A 12,411-nucleotide genomic window follows, 5' to 3' on the forward strand; every position below is an offset into this window, starting at 1 on the left:
AAATAAAATTATCTTTTGATGGTGCATAACACCATTGTATGCAAAAAAATATAGTTATATTATAAATATTGATTTGTGTGCTTAAAATGCAGATATTATGCGCGCGTACAATTGTTAAAAAAATGTTGTTATAAAGTGTACAGTTGAAAAATTACTGTTCATGATGTCTGTATGCAAGAACATACAAAAGAATATTCATTTTATTTTTGTGAAGAAAAGCAAAAGCAAGAGCCCATGGACTGTTACAGGCATGCAGGACGCAGCTACAAGAGAGCGGCAAGCAGGATGCCTGGGCAAGGGATGAGCGGAGAGTGGGCAGGGCGGTCACTGGCCTGGGTGATACCTGGCAAAAAGCAAAAAAATACCCCTTTAAGCAGAGGCTCAAAGGGGTGGTGATCTCTTGGATGGATTATAAAAATAAACGGGATAAAACGGATAGGCCAAACAGCTTTGCGGGGCTTGGCCTGTATCAGCCCGATGACTGCAAAAGCAGCGTTTGGCGGAGACGTATAGGGGTCGAACCTACCACAGACCGTAAAGCCTGCCACCGGTTTTGAAGACCGGGCGCCACACCGGTGACGAAACGTCTCCGCGTAATATCCTGTATGATAAGCGAAAATGAAAAACCCCGCAAGTGGCAGGGGTGATATTTCAAAGAGTCTTTTTGCCATTGCCAAACCATAAGCAGGCATTATATGTGAAAAAAGGGTGTGCCGGTGAACGTGGAATCCGTCCATTTGACAGCGGCTATGCGCAGGTAGTATTTCTCTGCTTGCGTGGGCCTATGTTCGGGTCCTGGCCGTGCGTTGCTGCGCGCGGAAAACGTAATGGAGGCAATGTTGAACCAGATGAGTCGCAACCTGATGCTATGGGCTATTATCGTCCTGGCGATGGTTATGCTTTTTAATATGTTCCAGCAGCCGCAGGGCGTAATGCAAAGGGTGCCTTATTCAGACTTTCTGAATCAGGTGGAAGGCGGGCAGATACTGTCCGTTACGATGCAGGGCCACACGCTTACAGGTAAAACATCAGACGGCAAAACTGTTCAGACATATGCTCCGCAGGATTTGGGGCTCGTCAACCGCCTTATTGAAAAAAAGGTGGAAGTCAAGGCAGAGCCGCCTGAAGAACAGCCCTGGTATATGACCCTGCTGGTTTCGTGGTTCCCCATGCTGCTTCTTGTGGGCGTGTGGATTTTCTTTATGCGCCAGATGCAGGGCGGCGGCGGCAAGGCCATGAATTTTGGCCGTTCCAAAGCGCGTATGCTCAGTCAGGACAGTGTACGGGTCACTTTTGCCGATGTGGCCGGGATTGATGAGGCCAAGGACGAGTTGGCTGAAGTTGTGGAATTTCTGTCCAATCCCAAAAAGTTTACCCGCCTTGGCGGGCGCATTCCCAAGGGCGTTTTGCTCGTGGGGCCTCCCGGTACGGGTAAGACCCTTCTTGCGCGTGCCGTGGCCGGTGAGGCGGGGGTTCCCTTCTTTTCCATTTCCGGCTCGGACTTTGTGGAAATGTTTGTGGGCGTGGGCGCTTCGCGCGTGCGCGACCTTTTTGTGCAGGGCAAAAAAAATGCCCCCTGCCTTATCTTTATCGACGAAATTGACGCCGTGGGCCGTCAGCGTGGAGCCGGGCTCGGCGGCGGGCACGACGAACGCGAGCAGACGCTGAACCAGATGCTGGTTGAAATGGACGGCTTTGAAAGCAATGAGGGCGTCATCCTCATTGCCGCCACCAACCGTCCCGACGTGCTGGACCCGGCCTTGCTGCGCCCCGGCCGTTTCGACCGTCAGGTGGTCGTGCCCACGCCCGATCTGCGTGGCAGGCGCCGCATCCTTGAGGTGCACACCAAGCGCACGCCCCTGTCTGGCGACGTGGATCTTGACGTTCTGGCGCGCGGCACGCCCGGTTTCTCCGGTGCTGACCTGGAAAACCTGGTCAACGAAGCGGCTTTGCAGGCCGCCAAGCTGAATCAGGACAGACTGGACATGCACGATTTTGAATACGCCAAGGACAAGGTGCTCATGGGCCGCGAGCGTCGCAGCCTTATCCTGTCCGATGACGAAAAGCGCATCACCGCCTATCATGAGGGTGGTCACGCCCTGGCGGCCCGCCTGCTGCCCGGGGCGGATCCGGTGCACAAGGTCACCATCATCCCGCGTGGGCGCGCCCTTGGCGTGACCATGCAACTGCCCGAAGAAGACCGCCACGGCTATTCGCGCTCGTATCTGCGCAATACCCTTGTGGTGCTGCTGGGCGGCCGGGTGGCTGAAGAGCTTATTTTTGATGATATCACCACCGGCGCTTCCAACGACATCGAGCGCGTCACGCGTATGGCCCGCAAGATGGTATGCGAGTGGGGCATGAGCGAGGCTGTGGGCACGCTGGCCATCGGCGAAACCGGCGAAGAAGTCTTTATCGGGCGCGAATGGGTGCAGAACAAGAACTTCAGCGAAAGCACCGCGCGCCTGGTTGACGCCGAAGTCAAGCGCATTGTGGATGAAGCTCACTCACGCTGCACAGAACTGCTCAAGGACAATGTGGAAGTGCTGCACCGCATTGCGCAGGCCCTGCTTGACCGCGAAACCATCACGGGCGAAGAGCTTGATCTTCTGCTGGAAGACAAGGAACTGCCGCCTCTGGATACCAATGGCAAGCCCATGAAGTATTCCGAAGCGCCGAGCCGTCCCGGCAAGGGCAACGGCAAGGGCAAGAGCGCCGAAGCTGCCGCTGACGCTGGCGCAGGAACTTCCACGGGCGCTTCCGCCAGCAAGCCTGCCGAGTTTACTCTTGAACCTGACCCGGTGGACGGTTCCGTCGCGCCGCATGAAGCGCCCACATCGGCCGGGGGCGGAGAATCCCGGCCCCAAGAAGCCGCAGGTCAGGGCGAAAAAGACGACAACAAGCGACAGCAGTAATGAAAAATGCATTCCCGGCGGCGTCGGTAGAGGACGCAACCTGGTACGTTAAGGGGGGGCGGGCGTTAAAGACGCCTTCCCCCTTTGGCGTTATGGGTATTGTCAATCTTACGCCAGATTCCTTCTACGACGGGGGCGTGCATCACATGCCGCCCGCCGGTCTTGAGCATGCCCTGACCCTGCTCGAGCAGGGCGCGGATATTCTGGATCTTGGCGCGGAATCCTCACGGCCAGGCGCTGCCGAATTGCCGCCGGATGAAGAAATACAGCGTCTTGCGCCCGTGCTTATGGGATTGCGCCGCCAGGCCCCCTGGGCAAGCGTTTCTGTCGATACCTACCATGCGGCCACGGCTGCCGCTGTTCTGGAGCAGGGCGCGGTCATAATCAATGACATTTCAGCCTGCGCCTTTGATCCCGGTCTGTTGGACGTGCTTGTGCAGTACAAACCGGGCTATGTGCTTATGCACAGCCAGGGACGCCCGGAGACCATGCAGCATAATCCGCGCTACGAGGATGTCCGGCGTGAGGTTCGGGAATTCTTTGAGCGCAACCTCGCACGGCTGGTACGGGCAGGGCTGCCGGAAGATCGCATTGTGCTTGATCCCGGTATAGGCTTTGGCAAAACCCTGGCGCACAATCTCGAACTGCTGGCTCACCCCGAAGACTGGCTCGGCTTTGGAAGGCCCGTGCTCATGGCCTTGTCGATGAAGTCGGTCTTTGGCGGGCTGCTGTCTTTGCCGCCGGCGCGTCGTGGGGCCGCCACTGTGGCTGCCACGGCGCTTTTGCGGGCCAGGGGCATATTCTGGCACAGGGTGCACCATGTGGCTGACGCCAGGCAGGCGCTTGCGGTGGCCACAGCCTTTGGTGGAGCATAATCCCTGCCAATTCTTGCGCAAACAGGGTAAAAGCATGGCATGCGCCCGACGTCCTTCAAAAACACCCTTCGATGCCGTGCGAAAGTCCGGAACCTTTTTGGCGGTATTTGTGACGAGCCTGTGCTGCTGCCTGGTGGCGGTGTTTTTTCTCGTGCAGCGCCAGGCGCAGGTGGAGTTCTCCCGTCTGGAAAATATCATCCTGGCGCAAAGGGATGATCTAAAGGGGGATATCTCCGGTCTGCTGTTCAAAACGCGGGCCCTGGCCGCTCTTGTTGTCCATAGCGACGGGCACGTGGCCGACTTTGACGACGTTGCCCGGTATCTGGCCCATACCAGAAGCACGGATGTCCTGGCGCTGGCTCCAGCCGGTGTCATATCCCATGTGTATCCCCTGAAGGGGCATGAAGCCCTGTTGGGGATGAATCTGCTCGACTTCCCGTATGGCGAAGCCTCTGCCGCCTCTCACGACCATAATGGCATCAGCGTGTTCGGCCCGCTGCAGCTGCCTGACGGCACGACGGCGCTGGTGGGGATTCTGCCGGTGTTTTTGAAGGATGACGCCCATCAGGGGCAGTTCTGGGGCACGGCCTTCATTGCGCTCAGTTTTCCACAACTGCTTGATGTCGCCAATCTTGGCCTCATCGAAAAGCAGGGCCTGAGCTATGATATCCTGAGCTTTGATCGCCACAAAGATGCGTGGAGGCCCATTGCCGCCAGCGCCCGCCCTTTTGATGAAGACGCGCCGCATCTGAACATGCCCTTGCAGATATTTGACGCCAACTGGCAGCTTCGAATCTCCTATAATCAACCATGGCACGGGTTTTTTGAAAACTGGTTCTATATTTTTTCCGCCACGCTGCTCAGCCTTTTGCTTGCCTCGCTTGCCCAGAAAAACCGTGATTTGGCTGAGGCCCACTGCCGCCTTGAAGAAATGGTGTATAACGACACGCTTACCGGCGCCTTCAACAGACGCGGACTTTTTCATACCATGGCGGCCCGTGCGGCGGAAGGACAAGATAAAAAATTCATCTTGTATTACCTGGACTTAGATCGTTTTAAAGATATTAATGATACCTATGGACATAACGCTGGCGACCGAGTATTGCAACATTTCGCGGCTGTCATACAGTCCGTTGCGCCGCAAGGCAGCGTGTTTGCCCGCATGGGCGGCGACGAATTCATTCTGGTGCTGTTCAGCACAGACACAGATGTGCAGATGACTGCCGGGCTGGACAGGGCCGCCGCTACTCTGGCAAGGGGCCTGCCCCATGAGGGGCTGCCCGAGTCTATCCTTTTCAGCGTGGGCAGGGCAGGGTATCCTGAAAACGGGCAAACGCTCGACGAGCTGCTCTCACGGGCCGACAAGGCCATGTATCTGGATAAGGAACGCCGTCGGCGGCACACGCGGCAGGTCGCCCGGCAGGGCTGCGCCGCAGGCTGCCGTTGAGGCGAGAAAGTGTGAAAAACAGAAGGCCGAACCGCCCGGCGTCATGACCAGGGGGCGCGGCCGCACAAGCTCTGATATCTTCAGGTCAAGGATCATAAACGGTGCTGGACAATATACCCATTGAATGGCGCGATCTTCTGGATATAGGCGTGGTCAGCGTGCTTTTGTACCAGCTTATCCAGTTGGTGCGCGGTTCACGCGCCCTGGCTGTGCTGACCGGCCTTGGCGTGCTGACCCTTTTGTTCTTTTTTGCCAAGGCCATGGGGCTGTATACGCTGAACTGGCTTTTGCAGCACATCTTCAGCTCCCTTTTCATCCTTATCGTGGTCATTTTTCAATCCGATATCCGGCAGGCTCTGGGCGAAATGGGCACACGACGTCTGTTCCGCCGAAAGCAGCTTCTGAAGGACGGAGTGGAAGAAGTGGTCATGGCCTGCGTGGAAATGGCCCGCCTGCGTGTGGGCGCGCTTATTGTGGTTGAGCGCAGCATGCGCCTTGGCGATATGATCAAGCGTGAAGGCGTGCGCATTGACGCGCAGCTTTCTCGGCAGCTGCTCATGAACATTTTTTATCCCAAAGCCCCTCTGCACGACGGCGCAGTGGTCATCAGCAAGGGCAGGCTCATGGCCGCCGCCTGTATCCTTCCCCTGGCCGAGGCCAAGGGGCAGAGCTTCGGCACCCGTCACAGGGCGGCTCTCGGAGTGACCTTGGAAACGGACGCCGTAACCATAGTGGTGTCAGAAGAACGGGGCGAAATTTCTGTGGCCATGAAGGGCGAACTTATGCGCGCCCTGGATGCGGCCCGTTTGCGTGAGGTTCTCAATGAAGTCCTCTAGGTCTTCCCGGCGTTCGCCGCATCTTATGTCCATGCTGGTGGCCGTGCTGGCCGCCGTGAGCATGTGGTACGTGGTCAGCGTGCGTGAGCGCGTTGAAGCCCAGCTTGAAGTCACCCTGGACTACTACGGCATACCGGCCAATCTTGTGATTACCGATGGCCTCATAAACAAGGTGATGATTCGCCTGCGCGGGCCGGAAACCCTGTTGCGGTCGGTGACGCAGGGCAAGATGATTCAGGCTGTTGACCTTTCCCATCTCAAAAAGGGCGTCACTGTGGTGCCCCTGACCGCTGAACACCTGGGGCCGGGTTTCCGCGCTTTTGAGCTCATTGACGTACAGCCGCCGCGCATTGTGGTTAAGGCTGACAACCTCATAGAGCGCTCGGTGCCTGTGCGCGTCGCGGTGGGTTCGTCCCTGAGCAACGGCGCGCTGACGGTGGAAAACGTCAGCGTTACTCCGGCCAACGTCATTTTGCGCGGCCCTGAGGCCGTGGTGGAAGACATTGCCAGCGTGCCCGTGCCCATCCAGGCGGACCCCAAGGCCGCCGGCACCACCGTGCAGCAGGTGGTTACGCTGGACACGCCAGGGCTTGTCACCCCCATACCGCCGACGGTCAAGGTGCAGTACAGCATCACAAGCGGCCGCGCTGGAGTGACGCGGATCTGCAAGGTGGAAGTTCTGGCTGAAAACCGCCGTCAGTTCACGGTGACGCCAGCGGAAGTCAGCGTGCACGTTGAGGTGCCGGAGGCTCTGGTCAAAAACGTCCAGTACCTCAAGCAGCTGGAAGCTACGGTCAGCCCGCCCGATATGGCTGAAGGGGAGAGCCGTAAGGTTGAGATACGCTTTCGCCTGCCGGAAGGCATGACGCTCTTGAACCCTGGCACAGAAGAAGTTACGGTAAGCCGCAAGAAAAAATAGCCCGGCCTCCCGGCAGGTTGCAGGGGGTTGGAGGCCGCTTTGCGGCCAGAAGGAGATGGCATGGCCGATCGTCTTTTCGGCACCGATGGTTTGCGCGGCACGGTCAACAATTATCCGATGACCGTGGATGTGGCCTTGCGCCTGGGTCTGGCCGCCGGGGTGCGCTTCCGGCGGGGGCAGCATCAGCACAAGGTGGTTATCGGTAAGGATACACGGCTTTCGGGCTATATGTTCGAATCAGCCCTCACGGCCGGTCTGTGCGCGGCGGGTATGCAGGTCATCATGACCGGGCCGCTGCCAACGCCCGCCATATCGTTTTTGACGCGCAGCATGCGGGCCGACCTTGGCGTGGTTATCTCGGCTTCGCACAATCCTTTTCACGACAATGGCATCAAGTTTTTTGACGCCGACGGCTACAAGCTGCCCGACCTGGCCGAGGATGAAATCTCCGCCATGGTGCTGGACGAGGGCTTTTCCTGGCCCTATCCCGATTCCCGTGGCGTGGGCCGGGCCACCAAGATCGAGGACGCCGGCGGTCGGTATATCGTGTATACCAAGAGCTGTTTTCCGGCGCATCTGACGCTGTCCGGCCTCCGCATTGTGGTGGACTGCGCCAACGGCGCCAGCTACAAGGTCGCCCCTCTGGCTCTGGAAGAGCTGGGGGCCGAGGTCTTTCGCATCGGCACAAGTCCTGACGGCACCAATATCAACGAGCATTGCGGCTCGCTCCACCCTGAAGTGGTGGCCGCCAAGGTTCGCGAGGTGCGGGCAGACATCGGTCTGGCGCTGGATGGCGATGCCGACCGTCTTATTGTTGTGGATGAGCGCGGCGTCATTCTGGACGGCGACCAGCTCATGGCCCTGTGCGCTCAGGCCATGATGGCCAGGGGCGAGTTGCCAGGCAATCTGCTGGTGGCCACAGCCATGAGCAATATGGCCCTGGAAATCTTCATGAGTGAGCACGGCGGCCGACTTTTGCGCACCAAGGTGGGCGACAGGTACGTCATGGAATCCATGCGCCGTGAAGGAGCCATGCTCGGCGGCGAGCAGTCCGGGCACCTTATTTTCCACAAGTACAGCACCACGGGCGACGGCCTGCTGGCCGCCCTGCAGATACTGCGCATCATGCGCGAAAAAGAGCGCCCGCTCTCCGAACTGGCTGGCCTGCTGACGCCCTTTCCGCAAAAGCTCATCAACGTGCGGGTTGAAAAGCGTCTGCCCTTCGAGGAACGTCCGGCCATTGGCGAAGCCGTGGCACGGGTGGAGAAGGAACTGGGCGGGCGCGGCAGGGTGCTTTTGCGCTACTCCGGCACTGAAGCCCTCTGCCGTGTGATGGTGGAAGGCGAAAATGCGGACAAAGTGCGGGAATATGCCGAAGATCTGGCGCAGGTGGTTGCGCGCGAGTTGCGTTAAAGCCCATGCGCGTCGAGAAATTTTCTTAACACGTTCGGCGCATCCGTTGCGGCGCGTATCCCAATGATCCGTGCCGCTGCACCTGGGTTATTGCATCCGTTCCGGTTTTGACAGAATATATAGCAAGCTAAACAAACAGCGGAGGCGCGCATGAAGGATATTCGCAAGGTTATTATTCCCGTTGCCGGATGGGGCACGCGTTCATTGCCCGCGACCAAGAATATTCCCAAGGAAATGCTGCCCATCTACAACAAGCCCGTCATCCAGTATGTGGTTGAGGAGGCCCAGAAGGCCAATATCCAGGACGTGATCTTTGTAACCAACCGTGATAAGAGCGTTATTGAAGACCATTTTGATTACAACCTGCAGTTGGAGTCCGTGCTGGAACGCGCCGGAAAGCTGGACAAGCTTGCCGAAGTGCGCAAAGTGGCTGAAATGGTCAACATCATGTCCGTGCGCCAGAAAAAGCAGCTTGGCCTTGGACATGCGGTGCTCTGCGCGCGTGAGCTTGTGCGTGACGACCCCTTTGCCGTCATGGTGGGCGATGACCTCATGTTCGGCGGCGTGCCCGGCATCGCGCAGCTTATCGACGTGGCCATGGCGGAAAAAATGCCCGTCATTGGCGTGATGGAAGTGCCGTGGGAAAAGGTCAGCCGCTACGGCATCATCGACGGTGATGAAGTGGCCCCCGGCGTGTTCAGGGTCAAGAGCATGGTGGAAAAGCCCACCAGGGACAAAGCGCCCTCACGCATGGCCATTGTGGGACGCTACGTGCTTACGCCCGATATTTTTGACTATCTTGAAAAAGTCACCCCTGGTCATGGCGGTGAAATTCAGTTGACCGATGCCCTTCAGGCTCTGGCTCAGGACAAGGGCATGATGGCGGTGCGCATGTCGGGCATGCGCTTTGACGCTGGCGACTGGGCCGAATTCTTGACGGCCAATATTTATTTCGCCCTTCAGGATGAAGAACTGCGCTACGATTTGCTGAATTTGCTCAAGAATTTTGTCCAGTTTCACTAGACAGCGTCATCAGGAGAGCCTTTCCAGTTATTTCTGCGTCGAACTTCGCCTTTTATTCCGGTCGAGTACCATCAGAGTACACTCCCTGCATAAAAGGTTCGTTCTCCTTGATATGACTGGAAATTCATCTCGTGACGACACTGTCTAGACAGCGTTACGTTGAGACGCTTTGTGGGGGAGGGACCCTTTTGTAAAAGGGTCTCCTCCCCCACGCCCCCACCCCCTAAAACTTTTGGTGTGGTGTATATAGCTCCAGAGCGGTTCAAAATTGAAAGGCTCTGGCGGGTACAGCCCGCCGCCTGGGGCACTGCGCAGCCTGCAGCACGCCGCCCGATAAACGATCGTCCCTTTGGGAAGCACTGATTAAAGAGCTCTTTGGAAACGCGCAGTTGTTTCGTTTGGCAAGGAGCGCTCTTTTTTTGAAGCAGGAGTGGACTCTTCTATCCTCGACTGTTGCAAAAAAGTGACGCAACGCCGGCAAACGGAATAACTCGACGTTTCCCTTGGTATTCTCCCCCGACCGTAGCTTTGCGGCCGGGGGAGGCTTGCTTTCCCCCCGGTATTGGTTAACTCTGCCCCACATGTACGCCAGCATCGCTCTTCTGAGTCCACCCTACGCCACCTTGAGCTACGCTCTGCCGCCGGAATTTCCCCAAGATTTCTGGCGGCCCGGCCTGCGTGTGGCCATACCCCTTGGCCGGGGCGAAAAGGCCGCCCTGCGCGCGGGGGTGGTGCTTGAAACCAGCGACAGTCTTGATTTGCCAGCAGGCGTGGCCTGCAAGAGCGTTTGCTGGCCCCTTGAGGAGCAGCCCCTGCTCACGGCTGATCTTCTGGCCCTTGCCCAGGATCTCGCCCTCAGGCAGGCCCTGAGTCCGGGGCATATCCTTGGCCATGCGCTGCCGCAGGGCCTGCGTCTCACACGGGTACGGCTGCGGCTCCTGCATGAAAAGGGCGCGGCCTCATGGCCGCTGGCCCGCATCCGAGGGGCGGATGACGCCACGCGGCGCGAGCTTGCGCAGGCTTTGGCCCAGGGCGCGGCAAGGCTGCTGCCCCCGGGATCAGACGCTGCCAGCGAAGAATTTTGCGTCCTGCGTGTGGACCCGCCCTGGCCAGTGCGCCCTTCGGCGTCACGACAGATTGAGCTGCTGGAATATCTGCTCGAGCACGGGGCCGTGAGCCGTCGCAACCTCACCCGCGCCCTGGGGCAGGGCGTCGGCGCGCCCTTGCAGTCGCTGTTGACTGCGGGGCACGTTGCGCTGACGCGGCAGGACCTCGAAGATGAAGTGGAGGCCGTGGAGCAAAGCCTTTTGCCGCCTCCGCCAGCCCCCTTTACCCTCAATGACGATCAGGCAGCGGCCCTGAGCGACATGACAGCCGCGCTTGAGGCTGCCCAGAGGGAAAAACGGGCGGCTTCGCGTCTGCTCTATGGCGTGACGGGCAGCGGCAAAACCGCCGTATATCTTGATCTGGCCCGCGCGTGTCTGGCGGCGGGCAAAAGCGTGCTCCTGCTCGCGCCTGAAGTGGCGTTGGCCTATAAGCTGCGGCGGGACGCCAGTTGCGCCTTGCCGGACGTTCCGCTTTTTTTCCATCACGGCTATCAGTCACCGGCCCGGCGTGAGGCGACGTACAGGCAGCTGGCGGCCCGGCAGGAGCCCTGCCTTGTGGTGGGCACGCGCTCGGCCCTGTTTTTGCCTGTGCCGCATCTTGCCTGCGTGGTGCTGGACGAAGAGCATGACGCTTCCTTCAAGCAGGACGAGAGCCTGGCCTACCAGGCCAAGGAAGTGGCCTGGTTTCGCATGGCCCAGGCCCACGGCCTGCTGGTGCTGGGATCGGCCACGCCCGATCTGAAAACATTTCATGCAGCGGAAAGCGGTTTGCTGCCCGTGCTGCGTCTGCCCCGGCGCGTGGGCGGGCGCGACCTGCCCCCCGTTGAGCTGGTGGACATCAGTTTGCTTTCACCCGCCGCCACGGCAGAGGGCGGACTTCTGGCCCCGCAGAGCGAGCAGGCCCTGCAGGCGGTCATCAGCAGGGGAGAGCAGGCTGTGGTTCTGCTCAACCGCCGTGGCTATGCCCCGCTCATGTACTGTCTTGACTGCGGGCGCACACTGCGCTGCCCGCACTGCGAAATAGGGCTGACCTACCATAAGGGACGCGAAAAGCTGGTCTGCCACTATTGTGGCTACTCCCGGCCATTTCCGTCTCCCTGCCCGGAGTGCAAGGGCATGAATTTTCTGCCCATGGGCGAGGGCACAGAGCGTCTGGCCGAACGCCTGAGCGTGCTGGCAGGCGGGCCTGTGCTGCGCCTGGACAGGGACAGCACACGGCGTCCGGGGCGGATGGAAGAGATTCTGGCGGCCTTTGCCCGGCAGGAATCCCCCATTCTTGTGGGCACGCAGATGCTTTCCAAAGGACACCACTTTCCCAACGTGACCCTTGCGGTCATCGCGGACGGCGATCTCGGGCTCAACCTGCCCGACTACCGCGCGGCAGAGCGCACGTTCCAGTTGCTGGTGCAGTCGTCCGGCAGGGCGGGGCGGGGCGACAAGGCCGGACAGGTTCTTATCCAGACGCGCGATGTGAACCACTACTGCTGGCAATACGTGCGCGAGGCCGATTATGAGGGCTTTTACGCCGCCGAGCTGGCCCGTCGCAAACTGCGGAAGTATCCGCCCTTTGTGCGTCTGGCGCTCATCCGCATTTCCCACGCGGTGGAGGACAGCGGCGGCGCGGCTGCCCTGAGCGATCTGGCCGCCGCCATGCGCGGCCGGGCGGCGGAGCTTGGCCTGCAACTGCTGGGGCCCGCCCCTGCGCCTCTGGCCTTGCTGCGGGGCCGCCGCCGGTATTCCTGCCTTGTGAAAGGGCAGGATTGGCAGGCCATACGCGCCCTGTATTTTTTTGCCTCAACACAAAAATCTACCAAAAACCTACGACTTTTTCTTGACCTTGATCCTGTAAATATGTTGTGAATGGCAATTGCATTTTG

At 59.1% G+C, this 12,411-nt stretch carries 8 protein-coding genes and 1 tRNA gene; 8 read left to right on the forward strand and 1 reads right to left on the reverse strand.

The features are described 5' to 3' along the window. Positions 1-497: 497 nt before the first annotated feature. Positions 498-591, reverse strand: a tRNA-Sec gene (locus DESU86_RS11105). Positions 592-839: 248 nt separating this feature from the next. Here DESU86_RS11105 and ftsH point away from each other — a divergent pair. The 8 genes from ftsH (at position 840) to priA (ending at position 12,394) form a co-directional block, all read left to right on the forward strand. Then, positions 840-2,915 (forward strand): ATP-dependent zinc metalloprotease FtsH, encoded by a 2,076-nt coding sequence (gene ftsH / locus DESU86_RS11110; protein ID WP_179981807.1) that lies wholly within the window; start codon positions 840-842, stop codon positions 2,913-2,915. Beyond that, positions 2,915-3,790: a dihydropteroate synthase gene (gene folP / locus DESU86_RS11115; protein ID WP_179981100.1), complete on the forward strand. Its 876-nt coding sequence runs from the start codon at positions 2,915-2,917 to the stop codon at positions 3,788-3,790. The genes ftsH and folP overlap by 1 nt, the downstream gene beginning before the upstream one ends. A gap of 34 nt (positions 3,791-3,824) precedes the next feature. Next, positions 3,825-5,237: a GGDEF domain-containing protein gene (locus tag DESU86_RS11120; RefSeq protein ID WP_179981101.1), complete on the forward strand. Its 1,413-nt coding sequence runs from the start codon at positions 3,825-3,827 to the stop codon at positions 5,235-5,237. Between the two features lie 104 nt (positions 5,238-5,341). Next, entirely contained in the window at positions 5,342-6,073 is a 732-nt protein-coding gene (gene cdaA / locus DESU86_RS11125) for a diadenylate cyclase CdaA (RefSeq protein WP_442873490.1), read from the forward strand. Next, on the forward strand, positions 6,060-6,992 hold the full coding sequence (locus tag DESU86_RS11130) for a CdaR family protein (RefSeq protein ID WP_179981102.1): 933 nt from the start codon (positions 6,060-6,062) through the stop codon (positions 6,990-6,992). Before cdaA ends, DESU86_RS11130 begins: the two co-directional genes overlap by 14 nt. A gap of 60 nt (positions 6,993-7,052) precedes the next feature. Continuing rightward, entirely contained in the window at positions 7,053-8,405 is a 1,353-nt protein-coding gene (gene glmM, locus DESU86_RS11135) for a phosphoglucosamine mutase (protein WP_179981103.1), read from the forward strand. A 150-nt stretch (positions 8,406-8,555) separates the two neighbouring features. Next, positions 8,556-9,428 (forward strand): UTP--glucose-1-phosphate uridylyltransferase GalU, encoded by an 873-nt coding sequence (gene galU / locus DESU86_RS11140; protein WP_179981104.1) that lies wholly within the window; start codon positions 8,556-8,558, stop codon positions 9,426-9,428. Between the two features lie 581 nt (positions 9,429-10,009). Further along, positions 10,010-12,394 (forward strand): replication restart helicase PriA, encoded by a 2,385-nt coding sequence (gene priA / locus DESU86_RS11145; protein WP_179981105.1) that lies wholly within the window; start codon positions 10,010-10,012, stop codon positions 12,392-12,394. Positions 12,395-12,411: the final 17 nt, after the last annotated feature.

Source organism: Desulfovibrio sp. 86 (assembly GCF_902702915.1).
Lineage (GTDB): Bacteria > Desulfobacterota > Desulfovibrionia > Desulfovibrionales > Desulfovibrionaceae > Desulfovibrio.

Excerpts from the sequence above, each read along its gene's own strand:
- folP (WP_179981100.1), top strand. The coding sequence starts at position 2,915 with ATGAAAAATGCATTCCCGGCGGCGTCGGTAGAGGACGCAACCTGGTAC.
- DESU86_RS11120 (WP_179981101.1), top strand. The coding sequence starts at position 3,825 with ATGGCATGCGCCCGACGTCCTTCAAAAACACCCTTCGATGCCGTGCGA.
- DESU86_RS11130 (WP_179981102.1), top strand. The coding sequence starts at position 6,060 with ATGAAGTCCTCTAGGTCTTCCCGGCGTTCGCCGCATCTTATGTCCATG.
- glmM (WP_179981103.1), top strand. The coding sequence starts at position 7,053 with ATGGCCGATCGTCTTTTCGGCACCGATGGTTTGCGCGGCACGGTCAAC.
- galU (WP_179981104.1), top strand. The coding sequence starts at position 8,556 with ATGAAGGATATTCGCAAGGTTATTATTCCCGTTGCCGGATGGGGCACG.
- priA (WP_179981105.1), top strand. The coding sequence starts at position 10,010 with ATGTACGCCAGCATCGCTCTTCTGAGTCCACCCTACGCCACCTTGAGC.